We start from the raw sequence: 20967 nt of genomic DNA, 5'->3' as shown, positions 1-20967 counted from the left end.
GGCTCAGCCCGCTGGCCGCAGCGCCGCCAGCGAAGCCTGCGCGCGGCGATAGCGCTCGCTGGCCTGCAGGGATTTCCAGCCCGGGGCCGGGCGCTGCGGCCGCAGGCCGCGGATGCGGGCCAGCGAGGCCGCCGTGGGTGCGGCATCGAGCCCGGCCAGCAGTTCGTCGGCCAGGTCCGGCCGGTTGCACACCAGCACCATGTCGCAGCCCGCGCCCAGCGCGGCCCGCGCCCGGGCATGGATATCGCCGGCCACCGCCGCGCCTTCCATGGTCAGGTCATCGGAGAACACCACGCCCTGGTAATCCAGGCGCCCGCGCAGGATGACCTCGATCCAGCGCGAGGAAAACCCGGCCGGCTTGTCGTCGACCTTGGGATAGATCACGTGCGCAGGCATGACCGCCTGCAGCACGGCATCGCCCAGCCAGGCATAGGGCGCGGCATCCTCGGCCAGGATCTGGTCCAGGCTGCGCTCGTCCACCGGCACCGCGTGATGGGAGTCGGCCTGGACATGGCCGTGGCCTGGGAAATGCTTGCCGCAGGCCGCCATGCCGGCCTGCGCCAGCCCCTGGGCCAGCGCCCGCGCCAGCATGGCCACCACGCGGGGATCGCGGTGCAGCGCGCGCGTGCCGATAACCTGGCTCTGGCCGTAGTCCAGGTCCAGCACCGGCGTGAAGCTCATGTCCACGCCGCAGGCGCGCAGCTCGGCAGCCAGCACATAGCCGAAGTCGGTGGCCAGCCGCATCGCGGCCAGCGGATCCTGGTCCCAGGCCCGGCCCAGCGCCTGCATGGGCGGCAGGTGCGTGAAGCCGTCCTCGCGAAAGCGCTGCACGCGGCCGCCCTCGTGGTCCACGGCGATCAGCAGCGGCTCGTCGCGCACTTCGTGGATCTGCCTGCACAGCGCGGCCAGCGCCTTGCGGCTTTCGAAATTGCGGGCGAACAGGATCACCCCGCCCACGGCGGGATGGCGCAAGCGGCGGCGTTCGGTCTTGCTCAGCTCGATGCCCTGCACGTCGACCATGACGGGCCCGGGCGGCTGCCGGCCGTCGGGCTCGGCATGCGGGTGTTTTTTCTTGGACATGATGGGGTCCGGTTCCAGTATGTGCTAGCGGCCGGCCGACGGAGGCCGGGCTGCGCCGGCCTCGACCACCACGTAGGCGGCGGCCAGGTCCGACTCGTCGGTAAGCGAGACATGGGCGGGACCGAAGCGGGCCTCGAACCAGCCCTTGAGCGGTTCGGCCAGGACCACCACCGGCCGTCCGCCCGGCGCGTTCAGGGTTTGCATGCGCGTCCACCACATGGGCTGGTGCATGCCCAGCCCGATGGCCTTGGAAAACGCTTCCTTGGCGCAAAAGCGCGTGGCCAGGTAGCGGATGCCGCGCGCCGGATCGCGGCGGCGGCGCGCCTCGAACACGCGCAGCTCGTCCTCGCCCAGGATCTTGGCGGCAAAACGGTCGCCGTGGCGTGCCAGCGCGCGGGCGATGCGCTCGGTGCGCAGCAGGTCCATGCCGATGCCGGCAATGGCCCCTTGCGGCAGCGCGGGCGCAGGCGTGGCCATGGCCGCTAGCCCGCCGTGGCGCCGGCGCGCTGCGCCGGCAGGCGGGCCGCGACCATCAGCGCCTTCATGTTGCGTACGGCCGCCTCCCAGCCGTCGAAGATGGCCTGGGCCACGATGGCATGGCCGATGTTCAGCTCGGCGATGCCCGGCAGCGCCGCGATGGCCTGCACGTTGCCATAGTGCAGGCCGTGCCCGGCGTTCACGCGCAGCCCCTGGAGCGCGGCGTGCGCGATGGCCGCGCGCAGGCGCTCGATCTCGGCGGCCTGGGAGCGGGGATCCGCCGCCTCGGCATAGGCGCCGGTATGCAGTTCGATCACCGGTGCGCCAGCCTGCACGGCCGCGTCGATCTGGGCGCGGTCCGGGTCGATGAACAGCGATACCCGGATGCCCGCATCGCTTAGCCGCGCCACGGCATCCTTGACATCGGGCAAGGCCCCGGCCACGTCCAGCCCGCCCTCGGTGGTCAGCTCGGTGCGCTTTTCAGGCACCAGGCAGACATCGTGCGGGCGCACCGCGCAGGCGATCTGCAGCATCTCGGCGGTGATGGCGCATTCGAGGTTCATGCGGGTGCGCAGCAAGGGGCGCAGCGCATGCACGTCGGCATCCTGGATGTGCCGGCGGTCCTCGCGCAGGTGCAGGGTGATGAGGTCGGCCCCGGCCTCTTCGGCGCGCAGCGCCGCGGCCACAGGGTCGGGATAGGCGGTGTGGCGCTGCTGGCGCAGCGTCGCCACGTGATCGATGTTTACACCCAGGTCCAGCATGCGAAACAAACGGTTAGCGCGCGGCCGGGGACACGCCGGCGGCCGCCTCCGGCTGCGGGCCGCCGTCCTGCGGCCCGGTTCCGGACTGTACCGTGTTTTCGACCCAGCCGCCGCCCAGCGCCTTGTACAGCTCGGTCCGGTTGATCAGCGAATCCAGGCCCGCCTGGACCAGCTGCTGCTGCGCGCTGTAGTACGAGATCTGGGCGGTCTGCACCTGCAGGAAGTCGTCGATGCCGCCTTCGTAGCGCAGGTTGGACAGTTCCAGCGTGCGGGCCGAGGCCGCTTCCAGGGCGCGCAGCGAAGTCAGCTGCGATTCGTAGGTGGCCTCGCCCGCCAGCGCGTCGGCCACTTCGCGAAACGCCTGCTGGATGGCTTGCTCGTACTGCGCCACCGCGATGTTGTCGCGCGCGCGCGCCAGGTCCACGCCGGCCCGCAGGCTGCCGCCGGCGAACAGCGGGATGGCGATCTGCGGCGCGAAGCTCCAGGCGCCGGTGCCCGACTCGAACAAGCCGCCCAGCGTGGGGCTGGCCGTGCCGATATTGCCGGTCAGCGAGATGGTCGGGAAGAACGCCGCGCGCGCCGCGCCGATGTTGGCATTGGCCGCGCGCAGGGCGTTCTCGGCGGCCAGGATGTCGGGCCGGCGCGTGAGCAGGTCCGAAGGCAGGCCCGCGGGGACGCTGGCCACCAGCTGCTCGCTGCCGAAGGGCAGCGGCTCGGGCAGTTCGTCGGGCAGGGGCTGGCCGATCAGCTGCACCAGGGCGTTGGTCGCTTGGGAACGCTGGCGGGCGAACGCCGCCAGGTCGGACCTGGCCGTATCGAGCAGCGTGCGCGACTGGTTGAGCTCCAGCTCGGAGGCCACGCCGGCCTCGTAGCGCTGGCTGACCAGGTCGAAGGACGCCTGGCGCGAACCGAGCGTCTGCTGCACCAGGTTCAGCTGGGTTTCGGCCGCACGCAAGGCGAAGTAGGCCTGGGCCACCTGCCCCACCAGGTTGATGTGCACGGTACGGCGCGCCTGCTCGGTCGCCAGGTATTGCTGGCGCGCGGCCTCGGACAGGTTGCGCAGGCGCCCGAACAGGTCGATCTCGAAGGCGGTCAGGGCCAGGCCGGCCTGGTACTGGCTGGAGATGGCCGGCGCGTCGGCGCCGCCGAAACGCAGGTCTTCGGGCGTGCGCTGGCGGGTGCCGCTGGCGCCCACGCCGATGCTGGGAAACTGCTCGCCGCGCTGCACGCCGTACTGCGCCCGCGCTTCCTCGATACGCTGCACGGCGATGCGCATGTCGCGGTTGTTGACCAGCGCCAGCTCGATCAGCGCCTGCAGGCGCGGATCGCGGAAGAACTGGCGCCAGCCGATGTCGCTGGCGGCCACGCCCTGCTCGGGCGCGACCCGGTCGGCGGGCTGCACGCCGCGGCCGTCGCCGCGCATGTCCGGCTGCGCGGGCCAGGCCTGCGCAACCGGGGCCTCGGGCCGCTGGTATTCGGGAGCCAGCGAGCAGCCGGCCAGGGTGGCCGCCGCCAGCAGGGGCAGCCAGGGTTTATAAGCGCTCAGGCCTTTCATGCCTTGCCCTCGTCTTCAACTGGGTTGCGGCCGGCCGCTTGCTGGCCGCCCTCTTGCTCTTTGGCCTTCTTTTCGGCCTGCTCGCGCTCGAAAGCCTTGGCCTCGGCGCCCAGCAGCCTGGGGCGGGTCTTGAACAGGCCCAGCACCACCACGAAGAAGACCGGCACAAAAATTACGGAGAACGGCGTGGCCGCGAGCATGCCGCCCATCACGCCGATGCCCACCGCCTTCTGGCTGGCGGCGCCCGCGCCCGTGGCCAGGGCCAGCGGCACCACGCCCAGGATGAAGGCCATCGAGGTCATCAGGATGGGCCGCAGGCGCAGCCGGGCCGCCTCGACCGCCGCCTCTTTCAGGCCGGCGCCCCGCGCATAGGCGTCCTTGGCGAACTCCACGATCAGGATGGCGTTCTTGGCCGCCAGGCCGATCACCGTCACCATGCCGACCTGGAAGTACACGTCGTTCTCCATGCCCATGAGCGTGACCAGCCCGACCGCGCCCAGCATGCCCAGCGGCACCACCAGCAGCACCGACAGCGGGATGGCCCAGCTTTCGTACAGGGCGGCCAGCACCATGAACACGACCAGCAGCGCCAGGCCCATCAGGATCAGCGCCTGGGCGCCGGCCTGCTGCTCCTGGTAGGACAGGCCGGTCCACTCATAGCCCAGGCTGGAGGGCAGCTGCGCCATCAGGCTTTCCATGGCGGCCATGGCGTCGCCGCTGGAGTAGCCCGGCGCGGCCGAGCCTTCCAGGCGCATGGCCGGATAGCTGTTGTAGCGCACCACCTGCGTGGGCCCCTGCGTCCATTCGTAGGTGACGAAGGACGAGAGCGGCACCATGCTGCCCTGGTTGTTGCGCGCGTTCAGGCGCAGCACGTCCTCCAGGGTCATGCGGTGCGGCGCGTCGGCCTGGACCCAGACGTTCTGCATCCATCCCAGGTTGGGGAACTTGCCGATGTAGGCCGAGCCCAGGGCGGTCGACAGCAGGTTGGCCGCCTCGGTGAAGTCCACGCCCAGCGAGGCCGCCTTTTCGCGGTCGATGGTCAGCCGCAGCTGCTGGCCCGGCCCCAGGCCCGTGATGCGCACCTGGGACAAGACCGGATTCTGCATGGCCAGGCCGATGAGCTGGCTGGTGGCCGCCGCCAGGTTCTCGCCGTCGCCGCTGCCCGAGCGGTCCTGCAGCCGGAAGTCGAAGCCCGCCGCGTTGCCCAGCGAGGAAATCGCCGGCGGCACCACGGAGATGACCATGGCGTCGCGGATGCCGAACATCAGCTGGCCCATGGCCGCGCCGGCCACCGCCTGCGCGGAGTTCTCGGCGCCCTTGCGTTCGGAGAAGTCCTTCATGGGCGCGAAGATGATGGCCGCGTTCAGGCCGTTGCCGTTGAAGCTGAAGCCCTGCACCGAAATGACGTTCTGCGTGGTCGGCAGGTTCAGGAAGTATTGCTCGACGGTCTCGATCACCTCCATGGAGCGGCTGGACGAAGCACCCGTGGGCAGCTCGATGTTCGAGACCGTATAGCCCTGGTCCTCGATGGGCAGAAAGCCCGTGGGCATGCGGAAGTACAGAAAGCCCAGCGCCACCACCAGCAACAGGTAGACGAGCATCACCCGCCCGGTGCGATGCACCAGGCGCGCGACGCCGCGCTGGTAGCGGTCGGTGCCCGCGTCGAACTTGCGGTTGAACCAGCCGAAGAAGCCGCGCTTTTCCTGGTGGTGGCCCTTGGGGATGGGCTTGAGCAAGGTGGCGCACAGGGCCGGGGTGAACGACAGCGCCAGAAAGCCCGAGAACATGATGGACACGGCCATGGCCACGGCGAACTGGCGGTAGATGATGCCCACCGAGCCGCTCATGAAGGCCAGCGGCAGGAACACCGCGCTGAGCACCAGTGTGATGCCCACGATGGCCCCGCTGATCTGCGGCATGGCCTTGCGGGTGGCCTCCTTGGGCGGCAGGCCCTCCTCGGCCATGATGCGCTCGACGTTCTCGACCACGACGATGGCGTCATCGACCAGGATGCCGATGGCCAGCACCATGGCGAACATGGTCAGCACGTTGATAGAAAAGCCCAGCGCCAGCATCACCCCCAGCGCGCCCAGCAGCGCCACCGGCACCACCAGGGTGGGGATGATGGTATAGCGCACGTTCTGCAGGAACAGGAACATCACCAGGAACACCAGCACCATGGCTTCGAGCAGCGTATGGAAAACCTGCTCGATCGATGTCTGCACGTACGGCGCCGTGTTGTACGGTATGTCGTATTCCATGCCCGGCGGGAAGAACTCGGACAGTTCTTCCAGGCGCGCGCGCACGCCCTCGGCCGTGTCCAGCGCATTGGCCCCGGGCGCCAGGACGATGGCGAAGGCGGCAGTGGGGTTGCCGTTCAAGCGGGCGCCGAACTGGTAGTTGTCCGCGCCCACCTCGATGCGCGCCACATCGCGCAGCCGCACCATGGAGCCGTCCGGATTGGCGCGCAGCACCACCGCGCCGAAGGCCTCGACGGTCGCCAGCTGGCCGTTGACCATGACAGTGGCCGTCGTGCGCTGCGAGGCAGGGTTGGGCGGGCCGCCCAGCGTGCCCGCGGAGATCAGCGCGTTCTGCTGCGCAAGCGCCTGGTTCACCTCGCTGATGCTCATGTTGTAGGCCACCAGCTTGGCCGGATCCACCCACACGCGCATGGCGCGCGGCGCGGCGAACAGCTGGAAGCGGCCCACGCCCGGCACCCGCGACAGCGGGTTCTGGATGTTGCGGCGGATGTAGTCGGCCAGCGCGATCTGCGAATGCGTGCCGTCGGGCGAGGACAGCGTGCCCACCAGCAGGAAGCCCGTGCTGGTCTGCTCGAAGCGCAGGCCCTGCTGGATCACGGCCGAGGGCAGCTGCGCGGTGACGTTGGACACGCGGTTCTGCACGTCCACCTGCGCCAGGTCCGGATCGGTGCCCGGCGCGAAGGTGACGGTGATCTGCGTCTGGCCGTTGGAGTCGCTGACCGACTCGTAATACAGCAGGCCCTTGGCGCCGTTGAGCTCGTTCTCGATGATGCTGGTGACTTGCTCGGCGACGTCCTCGGCCGACGCGCCGGGATAGTTGGCCTGGATCTGGATGGCGGGCGGCGCCACATCCGGATACTGGCTGATGGGCATGTTCGGGATGGCGAACAGGCCCACTAGCGTGATGAACAGGGCGACCACCCAGGCGAAGATTGGTCTGTCGATGAAAAATTGGGGCATGAGTGCTGACTCTGGTAGCGGGGCTCACGGTGGCCGCGCGGCGGCGCCGCGCCGCCGACGTTACGACTGCTGTTCGGACTTGGGGGCCGCCGCGGGCTGGCCCTGCTGCCCGGCCTCCTGCTGCGCCCCGCCTGCCGCCGGGCCTTGCTGCTGGCCGGGCGGGGACCACTCCGTGGCCTGGACCGGCGCGCCCGGCTGGATCTTCTGGAAGCCTTCGACCACCACCTGGTCCCCGGCCGACAGGCCCTGCGTGACGATGGTGCGCCCGCCCACCACGGGGCCGGTAAGCACCGGCACCTGGGCGACCTTGCCCTCGCGCACCACCAGCACGCTGGAGCGGCCGTCGGGCGTGCGCTGCAAGGCCTGCTGCGGCACCATCAGGGCCTGCTCGTTGTAGCCCTGCTCCAGGCGCACGCGCACGAACATGCCCGGCAGCAGGACAAAGTCGGGATTGTCGATCTCGGCGCGCAGGTTGACCTGGCCGGTGCCCGGGTCCACCGACGCGCCGGTAAACAGCAGGCGGCCCTGGTGGGCGTATTCGGAACCGTCGTCCAGCAGCACCTGCACGCGGGCGGCGTCCTGGCCGACCTTTTGCAGCTGCCCCTGGGCGAAGGCGCTGCGCAGCCTGGCCAGGTCGCTGGTGGACTGGTTGAAATCGACGTAGACCGGATCGAGCTGCTGGACCAGCGCCATCTGGGTGGCGCTGGTCGCCTCGACCAGGGCTCCCTCGGTCACCAGCGGCTTGCCGATGCGCCCGTCGATGGGCGACTCGACATCGGTATAGCCCAGGTTGATGCGGGCGTTCTCCAGCGCGGCGCGCGCGGCCGCGACCGCGGCCTCGGCCTGGCGCGAGGCGCCCACGGCATTGTCGTATTCCTGCTTGCTGATGGCATTGGCCTTGACCAGCGGCGCATAGCGCTGGGCCAGCTGGCGCGCGCGGAACTCGTCGGCCTGCGCCTGCTTGAGCTGCGCGGCGGCCTGGTTGTAGGCGGCCTGCAAGGGCGCCGGATCGATCTTGAACAGGCGCTGCCCCTGCTTGACGTCGCTGCCCTGCTCGAACTCGATCTTCTGCACGATGCCGGTCACCCGGGCGCGGACCTGGGCGTTGCGCACCGCGTCGACGCGGCCGGGAAACTCGGTCACGATCGGCGCGCGCTCGGGCTGCACCGTGACGACGCTGACCGGCGTGGGCGGCATCTGCTGCTGCTGGGACTGTTCTTGTCCGCAAGCGGCCAGCACCAGCAAGGAGGCCAGCGCGGCGGCAGTGGTAAAGCGCAGGGAAAGGTCAGATTGAAAGCGCATGGATACTCTCTGGAGGGGGCGCACGGCGCCTGGTCATTGCGCCCGCGCCGGGCTGGCCGGCGCCGAAGGCGAGCGTATGATCGGGAACCGCGAAAGTATAGAAGAACGAAATGGCAAACCGCGGGAAGCCCCTGGCCTGCCAGGGAGATTCCGCATAGGGACGCGCGCCTTGCGGCGCGCCGGCATGGCGAGGCGCTAACGCGCCGAAGACGGGGAAGCGGCCGGGCCGGCAGCGCCGGGCTGGGACGGGCCATGCGGGGATAGCGGCTGCCCGCTGCCGGCAACGAAGGGATACCGCGAGAAGATCGCAGACACCAGCTGGGCCACGGCCGTCTCGCTGTTGAGCTGCTCGGCGTTGCGCACGCGCGAGACCGCCACGCCTTCCCAGACCATCTGCTTGCGGCGCGCATCGACCAGGTCGATGTTGATCGTGCCTTCCTGGTATTGGTAGACCTCGTTGCCCCAGCCCCAGCCGGCCCAGGGGCCGTAGAACCCCATGCGGTAGCCGTAGTACGGCATGGGCGGCGCGGGCACGACCTCGGTGCGCGTATCCACGCGTGCGCCGAAGTTGACCAGCAGGTCGGGCGACTTCTCGGAATAGGTGTAGCCGCGCATCTCCATCTGGGTGCGGGTGGCGGACTTCAGGCGCTCGGTGAGCAGGCTGCTGTAGCCGGCCTTGTCCGTGCCCAGGGGCTGCACGTAGGCATAGGTGCGGTACCGCGAGAAGTCGGCCGCCGGATCGTAGTCGCTGCGCAACGCCGGACCGGTGGCGCAGCCGGCCAGCGCGGCGGTTGCCGCCAAGGCCAGCATGGGCTTGCGGAAATTCATGAGCCTCCTGATCGGTCGCGCTACGGACTCGTAGCATCATGCACCGCCCTTGTGTAACTTGCAAGACGCCCGGCCGGGCGCCGAAAGTGGCACATGATGCACTGCAGTTATTAATCTGGCATTAAATGGGTCCGGACCGGATACATCGGTCCACTTGGCCGCCAGTTGTCCGCTGTTGGCGGGCGGTTGCCGGCCGAAGCGGGCAAAAGGCGGCCGCGCCCGGCGGCGGGGGCCATGGTGCAGCGCGGCAGCCCCGCCCTGCCCTAGCCGAGCAGCAACGCGTCGTCGGCCAGCGTCTCGCCGCGCACCTTCTCGAACAGCGCAAGCAGGTCCGGCACGTCCATGCCCTGGCGCTGCGGCCCCGAAACGTCCAGCACCACCTGCCCCTGGTGCAGCATCACGGTGCGCTCGCCCACGTCCAGCGCCTGCCGCATGCTGTGCGTGACCATCATCGTGGTCAGTCCGTGGTCGGCCACGATGCGCGCGGTCAGCTGCAGCACGAAGTCGGCCGTGCGCGGATCCAGGGCCGCCGTGTGCTCGTCCAGCAGCAGGATGCGGGAAGGCTGCAGCGCCGCCATCAGCAGGCTGACCGCCTGGCGCTGCCCGCCCGAGAGCAGGCCGATGCGGTCGCCCAGGCGGTTTTCCAGGCCCAGGCCAAGCGTGGCCAGCCGTTCGCGCCATTGCTCGCGCAGCGCCGGCCTGACCGCCCGGCCCAGGCCGCGCCGCGACCCGCGCGCCTGCGCCAGCGCCATGTTCTCTTCGATGGTCAGGTCTTCGCAGGTGCCGGCCATCGGGTCCTGGAATACGCGGGCCACCCGGTCGGCGCGCTGCCAGGCCGGCATCCGGGTGACCTCTACCCCGTCGATATGCAGGGTGCCCGTATCCACCGCCAGGTCGCCCGAGACCGCGTTCAGGAAGGTCGATTTGCCCGCGCCGTTCGAACCGATCACGGTGACGAACTGCCCGCTGGGAATCTCCAGCGACAGGCCGCGCAGGGCGCGCGTCTCGATGGGCGTGCCGGCGTTGAAGGTGATGTGCAGGTCCTTGGCCGCGAGCATCAGCGTCCTCCTTGGGCTTTGCGGCGCCCGCGCAGCCGCGGCAGCACCAGGGCGAAGGTGACCAGCACCGCCGTCACCAGGTTCAGGTCCTGCGCCTGCAGGCCGATGAATTCGGTATTGAGCGCCAGGGCGATGAAGAGCCGGTACACCAGCGCGCCCAGGATCACGCCCAGGGTCAGCCATACCAGCTTGCGCGTGGGCAGCAGGCTTTCGCCGACGATGACCGCGGCCAGGCCGATCACGATGGTGCCGATGCCCATGGAGATGTCCGCGCCGCCCTGGGTCTGGGCGAACAGGGCGCCGGCCAGGCCCACCAGCGCGTTGGACAGCGCCATGCCGCCCAGCACCATGGCGCCGGTGTTGACGCCCTGCGCGCGCGACATGCGCGGATTCGAGCCGGTGGCGCGCATCGCCAGCCCCGTCCCGGTGCCGAAAAACCAATCCAGCGCGAACTTGGCCGCCAGCACCACGCCCACCAGCAGCAAGGGACGCATCACGTAGTCGGCCACGCCCGGCGCCTGCAGCACGGTGAAGAAGGTGGGCTCCATGATCAGCGGCACGTTGGGCCGGCCCATGATGCGCAGGTTGATCGAATAGAGCGCGATCATCACCAGGATGCTGGCCAGCAGGTCCATGATGCGCAGCTTGACGTTGAGCCAGCCGGTCAGCAGCCCGGCCAGCGCCCCGGCGGCCGTGGCCGCCAGCGTGGCCGTGAACGGGTCTGTGCCGGCCGAGATCAGGGTGGCGGCCACCGCGCCGCCCAGCGGAAAGCTGCCGTCCACGGTCAGGTCGGGAAAGCGCAGGATGCGAAAGGAGATCAGCACCCCCAGCGCGACCAGGCTGAAGATCAGGCCGATTTCCAGGGCGCCGAGCAATGAGAACAGGGACATGGCGAGCTTCGCCCTTGCAGGAGGGCGGGTTGGGATAAGGAATGGACGCCGGCCCGGGCCACGGGCCCAGGCCGCATGCGCGGGCCCGCGGCGCCCCGGCGCCCCGGGCGCGTGCCTACTCGATAACCTGCGCGGCCGACTTGAGCAGCGCGTCCGACAGGGTCACGCCCTGGCGCTGCGCCGCCGTGCGGTTCACGAAAAGCTCCAGCTTGCTGCTGGTCTCGGAGGCGATGGCGCCGGGCTGCTCGCCCTTGAGGATGCGCGCGACCACCTGGCCGGTCTGCACGCCCAGGTCGCGGTAGTTCACGCCCAGCGCCGCGATGGCGCCGCGCTTGACGCTGTCGGTATCCGACGCCACCAGCGGGATCTTGGCGTCGTTGCCGACCTTGACCAGCGCCTCGTAGGCCGAGACCACGTTGTTGTCGGTATTGGTATAGATCACGTCGACCTTGCCGATCAGGCTGCGCGCGGCCGAGCCGACGTCGACGGTGCGCGGCGCGGCGGCCTCGACCAGCGTCATGCCGGACTTGGGCAGCAGCGCCTGCAGCTGCTTGACCACCACGGCCGAATTGGCCTCGCCAGGGTTGTAGACCATGCCCACGCGCTTGGCATCGGGCACCACCTGCCGGATCAGCTCGACCTGCTTGTCCAGCGCCAGCATGTCCGATACGCCGGTGACGTTGGTGCCCGAGGGCTCCCAGGAAGGCACCAGCTGGGCCGCGACGGGATCGGTGACGGCGGTGTAGACCAGCGGCACCTGCTTGGTGGCCGCAGCCACGGCCTGGGCGGCCGGCGTGGCGATGGCCACGATCACGTCGGGGCGGTCGCCCACGAACTTGCGCGCAATCTGGGCGGCGGTGCCCGTATTGCCCTGCGCACTCTGGTATTGCCAGCGCAGGTTCTGCCCTTCCTTGAAGCCGGCGGCCGCCAGCGCCTCGCGCACGCCGTCGCGCGCGGCGTCCAGGGCCGGATGCTCGACGATGGCCACCACGGCCACCGATTTCTGCTGCGCGGCGGCAGGCGCGGCAATCGCGGCGGCGGCCAGCACGGCCCCCAGCGCCGCGGCAACGGGTCGGAAACGGTTCATGGGCAAACTCCTAGGTATGGTGTGGGCCATCCCTGTCCGCGCCGACCGGCGGCCCTGGATGTCGGCCGGGTCGCAAGGCCCGCCCGGTATCGCGGTGTGGCGAGACGGGGGCGCAGCGGCGAGGGGCGAAGCGCAAGAGCCAGATAGTAACCGAGGGAAACGGGGGCGTGGCGATGCCGGGCGGGGGGCTTGGTTGGCGGCCAGTTTTGGGAGGTATCCGGACCGCTGGCCTGACGGCCGTCGTGGCCGGTGGCAGCGGCGGGCTCATGGTCGCCCGCCACTGCCCCCGGCCCCGACGGCCTTCGGAGTCGTCGATCGCGCCACCGCCGGGGGCTTGGCCGTTCTTGCATGCTTCTGCCCCGCCGGCTTGGGAGAGGAAGATCTTGCGGGGCCGTTCACGAGGTGTTGCGCAGGCAACCCCTCGTGAACATTCGACCGCCGCTTTTGAGGGGGAGGGGCGGCGGGGCAGGCCCGAAGATTTCAGGGCTGCCGCGCATGCGTCGGGTGTGGGGCCGCTTGCAAGCTTCAGGGCGGGCGTGGCACTGGCGGCCGTGTGCAGGGCTGAAGCGTCCAATCACGCCACGCCAGCCCGGCCATAGCGCCGCAGCCCACAATGCCCCGCCATCCGTGGTCGTCCGCCCCTGAAGTCTTCGGGCCTGCCCCGCTGCCCTGCCTCTCATAAGCGGCGGTCGAATGTTCAAGAGGGGTTGCCTGCGCAACCCCTCTTGAACGGCCCCGCAAGATCTTTCTCTTTTCAAGCGACGTGGGGCAAGCAGGCAAGAACGACTCCGTCTCCAGCGCCGGACCAAGCCCAGACTACGCAGTCCGTCGAGGCCGGGCGGGGTGGCGGGCGATTTCTGGCGCCGGGCGCGGCGCGAACGTGCCGCACGGCGACGGCATCGCCCGACGCCCCGACCGGCCTCGGCGGACGTGTCCAAACGGACACCCCGCCCCGGCCAACGTGTCCAATCCCCCCGACCGTCAGTTCAACGTCACCCCCGCGTCCTTGACCACCTTCCCCCACCGCGCAATCTCCGCATCGACGAATTCGCCGAATTGCGCGCCGGTCAGGTTGGGGATTTCCGAACCGTTGCTTTGCCACAGCTCCTTGATCTTGGGCGTGGCCAGGGCTTGCTGGATCGCGGCGGTCATCTTCTGCACCGCCTCGTCGGGCGTGCCGGCCGGCGCCCACATGGCGTACCAGGTGGAAACCACGTAGTCGGGGTAGCCGGCCTCGGCCGCCGTCGGCACGTCCGGCAAGGTCTTGGAGCGTTCCTTGGCAGCCACGGCCAGCGGCTTGATGGTGCCCGAGCGGATGTGCCCGGCCGAGGAGCCCAGCCCGTCGAAGGCCAGGTCCACCTGCCCGCCGATCAGCGCCGTCAGCATGGGGCCGGCTCCCTGGAAGGGCACGGCCACCAGCTCCGTGCCGCTTTGCATGGCGAACAGCTCGCCGGCCAGGTGATGCGTGCTGCCCATGCCGGCGTTGCCGTAGTTGAGCTTGCCGGGGTTCTTCTTGGCATGCTCGACCAGCTCCTTCAGGTCCTTGACCGGCAGGTTCTTGGGGTTGACCACCACCACCTGCGGCGGCTGGGCCAGCAAGGCCACCGGCACGAAGCTCTTCTGGATGTCGTAGTTCAGGTTCTTGTACAGCGAAGGCGCCACCGCATGGTGCGCGCCGCCCATGAAGAAGGTGTAGCCATCGGGCTGCGCCTTGGCCGCCACGCCGGCGCCCAGCGTGCCGCCGGCCCCGCCCTTGTTCTCGATGACCACGCTCTGGCCCAGCGCCATGGTCAGCTGCTGCGCCAGGGGGCGCGCGTAGGTGTCGGTGCCGCCGCCCGCCGGGAACGGCACGATGAGGGTGATGGGCCGCTGGGGCCAGGCCGCCTGCGCGGATGCAGCGCCCGTCAGGGCTGCCGTGAGGACGATGACCGAACCAAGAAAAACGCCTGCCTTCATTATTGTCTCCTCGTTTTGGGGTGGTGCATGAAGTTTTTGCTGCGGATTCCAGCCTGTTGCATCGCTCGCGCACGCAGGCACGAGTAAAACGGTGGTAAGCCTCCTTCCTTCTTCTGCCTGCCGGACCTGCGCCGGACCGGGTTGATCGGAAACCTACAGGCGGCCGTAGGCCTGCCTGAGGACGTTCTTTTGCACCTTGCCCATCGCGTTGCGCGGCAGCGCATCGATGACGTGCACGCGCTTGGGCACCTTGAAGTTGGCGATGCGCTGCTTGAGCGCGGCGATCATCGCCGCTTCGTCCAGCACGCAGCCGTGGCGGGGCACGACCACCGCCACCACGGCCTCGCCGAAGTCCGGATGCGGCACGCCGACGACGGCCGACTCGTCCACGCCATCGAGCTCGTCGATCAGGCTCTCGATCTCCTTGGGATAGACGTTAAAGCCGCCCGAGATGATCAGGTCCTTGCTGCGCCCCACGATGGACAGGTAGTCGTCCGGCACCCTGCCGTCCTGGCCGGGACTGCCGAACATGCCCATGTCGCCGGTGCGGAACCAGCCGTCGGCGGTGAACTCCTCGTGGGTCTTCTCGGGCATGCGCCAATAGCCGCAGAACACGTTGGGCCCGCGCACCTGCACGTGCCCGACCTGGCCCGGCGCGGCGGGCTGGCCGGCTTCGTCCACCACGCGCACGGACACGCCGGGCAAGGCCCGGCCGACCGTGCCGGGCAGGCGCGCCGATTCAGGCCGGTAGGGGTTGGAGGTGAGCATGACGGTCTCGCTCATGCCGTAGCGCTCCAGGATGGTGTGCCCGGTGCGGCGCCGGAACTGCTCGAAGGTCTCGGTCAGCAGCGGCGCCGAGCCGGAGACGAACAGGCGCATCGAGGCGCAATGCGCCCTGCCGAAACGCGGGTCGGCCAGCAGCCGCACGTAATACGTGGGCACGCCCATCATGACCGTGCTGTGCGGCAGCCAGGCCAGCGCCTGCTCGATATCCAGCCGCGGCAGCCAGATCATGCGCGCCCCCGCCATCAGCGCGCCGTGGGCGGCCACGAACAGGCCATGCACGTGGAAGATGGGCAGCATGTGCAGCAGCACGTCGGTGTCGCGCCAGCCCCAGTATTCGTGCAGTACCTGCGCGTTGGACACCAGGTTGCCGTGGCTGAGCATGGCGCCCTTGCTGCGGCCCGTGGTGCCCGAGGTGTACAGGATGGCGGCCAGGTCGTCCGGGCCGCGCTCGACGGTCTGGAACACCTGGGGCAAGGCGCCGGCGGCCTGCAGCAGGCTGCCGCTGCGGTCGTCGTTCAGCGTATGCACGTGGCTGGTGCCCGCATGGCGCGCCGCGCGGCTCATCCATTCGAGGTTTTCCTCGGTACAGACCACCAGCGCCGGCTCGGCATTGCGCAGGAAATACTCCACCTCGGCCTCGCGATAGGCCGTGTTCAGCGGCAGGTAGACCAGGCCGGCGCGCAGCGTGGCCAGGTACAGCAGCAGCGCCTCGGGCGATTTCTCGACCTGCACCGCCACGCGCGCGCCGATCGGCAGCTCCAGCGAGGCCAGCAGGTTGGCCAGGCAGGCGCTGGCGCGGTCGATGTCATCCCAGCTGTAGCAAAGCGTGGGCGTCTGGATGGCGATACGGCTGCGATCCGGCGGAAAACCCTGCTCCAGCACAGCATAGAGATTGTGGTTGCGCACTGCGTCAGGCTCCTTTGAATACCGGCTCCTCGCCGGCCAGGAAGGCGCGCACGCCTTCCTTGTGATCGTGGGTATCGGCGTAATCGAAGCAGGCCCGCAGCTGCGCCGGATCCAGGTCCACGCCATGCCGGTCCAGCAGGTTGGCGGTGCGCTTGTTCAGGCGTGCGGCGATGGGCGAGCCGCGCAGGATGCGCTCGACGCTCTGGCGCACCGCGCCGGCCACATCGGCATCGGCGACCACGCGGTTGAGCAGGCCCTTGCCTTGCGCCTCGGCCGCGCCGAAGACCCGCCCTTCGTAGAGAATCTCCAGCGTCACGGCCTTTCCCGCCAGCGCCAGCAAGCCCTGCATCTCGTGCGGCGCCATGGAAAAGCCCAGCCGGGTGATGGGCACGCCGAAACGCGCCGATTCGCCCGCGATGCGCATGTCGCACTGGCTGGCGACCTCAAGCCCGCCCCCCACGCACACGCCCTCGATCTGCGCCAGCACGGGATGCGGGCACTGGCCGATGGCGCGCAGCGCCGGCGCGATCATGCCCACGTGGTAATCGTAGACACCGTCGAAATCGGCCCGCGCCTGCGGGAACTCGCTGATGTCGGCGCCGGCCGCGAAGTTGCCGTTCTCGCCGCGCAGCACCACGCAGCCCACGCCGTCATCGGCGGCAAGCGCTTCGAAGATGCGCTGCAAGGCGCGCCACATGGCCACGCTCAGGGCATTGAGCTTGCCCGGGTTGCTCAGCGTGACCCAGGCGATGCGGCCTTCGCGCTCGCATCGCACCTGGCCGGTGCCTGGGGGAGGATTCATGGGACGTCTCCTTCAGTGGATCGCAGGCGCGCCCGCGCCTTGCGGCCCGGCCTGCGCCTCGGCCTGGGCCGCCTCGCGCAGCGCCAGGAGCTGGTTCATCAGGTGTTCGCGCGCGCAGGCCTCGGCGCGCGCCGGATCGCGGTCCTTCAGGGCCTGGAAAATGGCCAGGTGCTCGGCGCACGAGCGCGCCACCCGGCCCGGGACGGTCAGGCTCTGGTAGCGCGACAAGCCGATCACCTTGCGCAGCCGGTCGACCGAGTCGGACAGCCAGCGGTTGTCGGCCAGCTCCTGGATCGCGGCATGGATGCGGTAGTTGGTGTCGTAGTAGGCGTCGATGCGGCCCGCCTCGGCATGCGTGCGCAATTGCGCGTGCAGCGCCTCGAGCGGCGCGATGTCCTGCTCGCGGATCTTGCGCGCGGCCTCGTGGGCGCACAGGCCCTCGAGATTGGCGATCAGGGGAAAGATGTCCTCGATATCGCGCCAGGACAGCTCGCTGACGAAACAGCCGCGCCGCGGTTCGAGCCGCACCAGCCCTTCGGTGGCCAGCACCTTGAGCGCCTCGCGCAGCGGCGTGCGAGAGATGCCCAGCTGTTGCGTCAGCCGCGCCTCGTCGATCCAGGCGCCGGCCGTGAGCTGGCGCACGCGGATCATGTGGCGCAATCGGCTTGCCACTTCCTGGTAAAGCGCCTGCTGGACGATCGGAGCGGACATGGCCATGGCCGCCGGGGCGGCATGAGTTACCGATAATTCATAATTATGGCGATCCGTCCCCGCCCGGGCAATGCCGCCCCGGCCTTGCGGCGCCTAGTGCTTTCCCGGCTCGGATTAACCCTTGGAAGCGCCGCAACAAGGCCTGGGCCGGCCCGCCAGGAACCTGGGCTCAGAAATCCAGCAGGCCTTGGCCGCGCTGCGCGCCGATCAGCGAGCGCGCCCAGCGCCGCGCCGGCAGGCCATAGCGGGCCTCGACCTGCGCCGCCCTCTCGAGCAAGGCCTCGGCCGACACCTGCAGCGGCGGCCCCGAGAACGCCAGCACGATCTGGTTGCCTGCGTCGATGGGCGGCAGCAAGGCCAGGCGGCCGTCGAAGGCCTCGCGCAGATTGGCCAGGTTGCGCGGAAAGCTATCGTGGTTGCCGAACAGGTTGACGGTCATCACGCCGACCTCGCCCAGCACGCGGCGGCAATGGGCATAGAACTGCACCGAGTCGCGCACCGGCCCCTGGGCCTGGGCATCGTAAAGATCCACCATCAGCACCGGGCATTGCCCCTGGCGCGCCGGGTCGGCCACCCAGACGGCGGCATCCTCGTGGTCGATGACCAGGCGGCTTGCGGCCGGCAGCTTCATATGCCATTGGCACACCAGGGTGACTTGCGGGTTCCACTCCACCACCTGCAGGGGGCTGTCGGTGTGCTTGAGGCAAAAACGCGTGAGCGAGCCGGCGCCCAGTCCCAGCTGGCCGATGGCGGCTTCGCGCGGGGGGTCGAGAAACAGCAGCCACGCCATCATCTGGCGGGTGTACTCCAGGACCAGTTCGGCCGGCTTGTCGATCCGCATCGCCCCCTGCACCCACTCGGTGGCGAAATGCAGGTAGCGGATGCCGTCGTGCTCGGACAGGGTGACTTCGTCGTGCTGGGAGGCGGGCTTGTTGCGCATGATGGCCGCGATTGTAGGGCGGCGCGGCCTTGCCCGCACGGCGGCCGCGGCGCGCCAAGCGGACCGGCCGCCGCGGCGCCGCTAGATGCGCTCGAAAATGGCGGCGATGCCCTGCCCGCCGCCGATGCACATGGTCACCAGCGCATAGCGGCCTTCGATGCGCTGCAATTCGTACAGTGCCTTGACCGTGATGATGGCGCCGGTCGCGCCGATCGGATGGCCCAGCGAAATGCCGCTGCCGTTGGGGTTGACCTTTTCCGGGTCCAGGCCCAGCTCGCGCGAGACCGCGCAGGCCTGGGCGGCAAAGGCTTCGTTGGCCTCGATCACGTCCATCTGCTCGAGCTTGAGGCCGGCGCGCTCGAGCGCCTTGCGCGTGGCCGGCACAGGCCCGATGCCCATGTAGCGGGGCTCGACCCCGGCATGGGCATAGGCCACCAGCCGCGCCAAGGGCTTGGCGCCGCGCCGCTGGGCGGCCTGCGCGCTCATCAGCAGCACCGCGCCCGCGCCATCGTTGATGCCCGACGCATTGCCCGCGGTGACCGTGCCGTTCTCCTTCTGGAATACGGTCTTCAGGCCCGCCAGCCCTTCGAGGCTGACATCCCGCCGCACGTGCTCGTCGGTATCGAACTCGACCGTGCCCTTGCGGCTCTTGACCGGCACCGGCACGATCTGGGCCTTGAACCTGCCCTCGTCGATGGCCCGCGCGGCACGCCGGTGCGACTCGACCGCCAGGGCGTCCTGGTCGGCCCGGCTGATCCCATAGCGCGCGGCCACGTTCTCGGCCGTCACGCCCATGTGGAAGCGCTCGAAGGGATCGGACAGCGCGCCGGTCATCATGTCCAGCATCACCGAATCGCCCATGCGCGCGCCCCAGCGCTGCGCGGGGGCCAGGTACGGCGCGCGGCTCATGCTTTCCGCGCCGGCGCCGATGGCGATTTCGGCATCGCCCAGCAGGATGGTCTGGGCAGCCGACACGATGGCCTGCAGGCCCGACCCGCACAGGCGGTTGACGTTGAAGGCCGGCGTCTCCTTGGCGATGCCGGCGTCCAGCGCGGCCACGCGCGACAGGTACATGTCGCGCGGTTCGGTATTGATGACGTGCCCGAAAACCACGTGGCCGATGTCCTCGCCGCCCACCCCGGCCCGCTCGAGCACGGCGCGCACCACCGTCGCGCCCAGATCGCAAGGCGCGACATCCTTCAGTGCGCCGCCGAAGTCGCCCACGGCGGTGCGCACGGCGCTGACTACGACTACGTCGTTCATGGCTTATCTCCTGGTTGTCCGGAATCTGGCCGGCATGGGTATGCCGCAGCGCACCATGATACCAACCGCGACCCGCCGGCGCGGCCCTACGGCCGGTGCGGTCTTGCCGGCCGGCCCCAGGGGGCCTGCCTATAATCGTCCGGGTTTCCATCGCATCAGAGCCTCCCATGTCCCCGCCCGTCCTGTCGGTCCTGGATCTTTCCCCCATCGTCCTGGGCAGCAACGCCGCCACCGCCTTCCAGAACTCGCGCGAGCTGGCCCAGCACGCCGAACGCCTGGGCTACCAGCGCTACTGGCTGGCCGAGCACCACAACATGACCGGCATCGCCAGCGCCGCCACCGCCGTGGTCATCGGCCACGTCGCGGCCGCCACGCGCACCATCCGCGTGGGCGCGGGCGGCATCATGCTGCCCAATCATTCGCCCTTGGTCATCGCCGAACAATTCGGCACCCTCGAATCGCTCTTTCCCGGCCGCATCGACCTGGGCCTGGGCCGCGCGCCCGGCACCGACCAACTGACGGCCCGCGCGCTGCGCCGCGAACGCATGGAAAGCGCCGACGAATTCCCGCAGGACGTTCTCGAGCTGCAGCGCTATTTCCAGCCGGAAATCGAGAACCCGCCGGTCAAGGCCGTTCCCGGCATGGGGCTGGACATCCCGATCTGGATCCTGGGCTCGAGCCTGTTCGGCGCGCAGCTGGCCGCGCACCTGGGCCTGCCCTATGCCTTTGCCTCGCATTTCGCGCCGGACCACCTGCTGACCGCGATCCAGATGTACCGCGCCCAGTTCCGGCCCTCGCGCAGCCTGCAGCGCCCTTATGTCATGGCCGGCCTGAACGTGGTCGCCGCGGGCACCGACCGCGAAGCCCAGGTGCTGTTCACTTCGCTGCAGCAGCAGTTCCTGAACATGCGGCGCAACCGCCGCGGCCAGCTGCCGCCGCCCGTGCCCAACATGGACGACCTGTGGGCGCCGCACGAGAAGGCCAGCGTCGAGCAATCGCTGTCCTGTTCCGTGGTGGGCGGGCCGGACACCGTACGGGAAGGGCTGCGGGCCTTCCTGCAGCGCACCGGCGTCGACGAGATCATGGTCGCGGCGCAGATCTACGATCATGCGGCGCGGATACGGTCTTACGAGATCGCGGCCGAGGCGCGGGATGCCTTGGGGTCGGCGGGGGTGTGACAGTGGACGGGGTTGCTTGATGGGGGTTGGACCGCTGGCTTGGGAGAGAAATGCAAGAACGACTCCGGCCGCAGCGCCGGAACACTTCCAGACTACGCAGTCCGCCGAGGCCGGGCGGGGTGGCGGGCGATTTCTGGCGCCGGGCGCGGCGCGAACGCGCCGCACG

At 69.7% G+C, this 20967-nt stretch carries 17 protein-coding genes; 1 reads left to right on the top strand and 16 read right to left on the bottom strand.

Annotated features, from left to right (window positions below; genetic code table 11):
- Nucleotides 1–3 precede the first annotated feature (3 nt).
- The 16 genes from nagZ to bktB form a co-directional block, all read right to left on the bottom strand.
- Nucleotides 4–1080 (bottom strand): beta-N-acetylhexosaminidase, encoded by a 1077-nt coding sequence (nagZ, locus tag V8Z80_RS07765; RefSeq protein WP_336061605.1) that lies wholly within the window; start codon nucleotides 1078–1080, stop codon nucleotides 4–6.
- A gap of 24 nt (nucleotides 1081–1104) precedes the next feature.
- Complete coding sequence (gene acpS / locus V8Z80_RS07760) at nucleotides 1105–1557, bottom strand: holo-ACP synthase (RefSeq protein ID WP_336061604.1); 453 nt, start codon at nucleotides 1555–1557, stop codon at nucleotides 1105–1107.
- A gap of 5 nt (nucleotides 1558–1562) precedes the next feature.
- Entirely contained in the window at nucleotides 1563–2318 is a 756-nt protein-coding gene (gene pdxJ, locus V8Z80_RS07755) for a pyridoxine 5'-phosphate synthase (RefSeq protein ID WP_336061603.1), read from the bottom strand.
- 13 nt (nucleotides 2319–2331) lie between these two features.
- Nucleotides 2332–3873: an efflux transporter outer membrane subunit gene (locus V8Z80_RS07750; protein ID WP_336061602.1), complete on the bottom strand. Its 1542-nt coding sequence runs from the start codon at nucleotides 3871–3873 to the stop codon at nucleotides 2332–2334.
- On the bottom strand, nucleotides 3870–7094 hold the full coding sequence (locus V8Z80_RS07745; RefSeq protein WP_155195202.1) for a multidrug efflux RND transporter permease subunit: 3225 nt from the start codon (nucleotides 7092–7094) through the stop codon (nucleotides 3870–3872). Before V8Z80_RS07745 ends, V8Z80_RS07750 begins: the two co-directional genes overlap by 4 nt.
- A gap of 60 nt (nucleotides 7095–7154) precedes the next feature.
- Nucleotides 7155–8396 (bottom strand): efflux RND transporter periplasmic adaptor subunit, encoded by a 1242-nt coding sequence (locus V8Z80_RS07740; protein WP_155195203.1) that lies wholly within the window; start codon nucleotides 8394–8396, stop codon nucleotides 7155–7157.
- A gap of 195 nt (nucleotides 8397–8591) precedes the next feature.
- Nucleotides 8592–9224, bottom strand: a complete 633-nt coding sequence (locus tag V8Z80_RS07735) for a DUF4136 domain-containing protein (protein WP_155195204.1) — start codon at nucleotides 9222–9224, stop codon at nucleotides 8592–8594.
- Nucleotides 9225–9487: 263 nt separating this feature from the next.
- Nucleotides 9488–10282: an ABC transporter ATP-binding protein gene (locus V8Z80_RS07730; protein ID WP_336061601.1), complete on the bottom strand. Its 795-nt coding sequence runs from the start codon at nucleotides 10280–10282 to the stop codon at nucleotides 9488–9490.
- Nucleotides 10282–11172, bottom strand: coding sequence for an ABC transporter permease (locus tag V8Z80_RS07725; protein WP_155195206.1), 891 nt, complete (start codon nucleotides 11170–11172; stop codon nucleotides 10282–10284). Before V8Z80_RS07725 ends, V8Z80_RS07730 begins: the two co-directional genes overlap by 1 nt.
- Before the next feature lie 115 nt (nucleotides 11173–11287).
- Nucleotides 11288–12259, bottom strand: coding sequence for an ABC transporter substrate binding protein (locus V8Z80_RS07720; RefSeq protein ID WP_155195207.1), 972 nt, complete (start codon nucleotides 12257–12259; stop codon nucleotides 11288–11290).
- 981 nt (nucleotides 12260–13240) lie between these two features.
- Nucleotides 13241–14215 (bottom strand): Bug family tripartite tricarboxylate transporter substrate binding protein, encoded by a 975-nt coding sequence (locus V8Z80_RS07715; protein ID WP_336061600.1) that lies wholly within the window; start codon nucleotides 14213–14215, stop codon nucleotides 13241–13243.
- Between the two features lie 153 nt (nucleotides 14216–14368).
- The gene (locus V8Z80_RS07710) at nucleotides 14369–15907 is read right to left on the bottom strand and encodes a malonate--CoA ligase (protein WP_336061599.1); all 1539 of its coding nucleotides are present in this window, start codon (nucleotides 15905–15907) and stop codon (nucleotides 14369–14371) included.
- A 4-nt stretch (nucleotides 15908–15911) separates the two neighbouring features.
- On the bottom strand, nucleotides 15912–16709 hold the full coding sequence (locus V8Z80_RS07705; RefSeq protein WP_336061598.1) for an enoyl-CoA hydratase/isomerase family protein: 798 nt from the start codon (nucleotides 16707–16709) through the stop codon (nucleotides 15912–15914).
- A gap of 12 nt (nucleotides 16710–16721) precedes the next feature.
- Nucleotides 16722–17420 (bottom strand): GntR family transcriptional regulator, encoded by a 699-nt coding sequence (locus V8Z80_RS07700; protein ID WP_155195211.1) that lies wholly within the window; start codon nucleotides 17418–17420, stop codon nucleotides 16722–16724.
- A gap of 169 nt (nucleotides 17421–17589) precedes the next feature.
- The gene (locus tag V8Z80_RS07695) at nucleotides 17590–18360 is read right to left on the bottom strand and encodes a spermidine synthase (RefSeq protein ID WP_336061597.1); all 771 of its coding nucleotides are present in this window, start codon (nucleotides 18358–18360) and stop codon (nucleotides 17590–17592) included.
- 81 nt (nucleotides 18361–18441) lie between these two features.
- A complete protein-coding gene (gene bktB / locus V8Z80_RS07690; protein ID WP_336061596.1) occupies nucleotides 18442–19623 on the bottom strand; it encodes a beta-ketothiolase BktB in 1182 nt (393 codons plus the stop codon).
- A gap of 167 nt (nucleotides 19624–19790) precedes the next feature.
- Here bktB and V8Z80_RS07685 point away from each other — a divergent pair, with 167 nt between their 5' ends.
- Entirely contained in the window at nucleotides 19791–20801 is a 1011-nt protein-coding gene (locus V8Z80_RS07685) for an LLM class flavin-dependent oxidoreductase (RefSeq protein WP_336061595.1), read from the top strand.
- Nucleotides 20802–20967 lie beyond the last annotated feature (166 nt).

Source organism: Orrella sp. JC864 (assembly GCF_037026685.1).
Classification (GTDB): domain Bacteria; phylum Pseudomonadota; class Gammaproteobacteria; order Burkholderiales; family Burkholderiaceae_B; genus Orrella.
The sequence above is the reverse complement of the archived record's forward strand: the minus strand, read 5'-3'. Positions and strand labels throughout refer to the sequence as shown.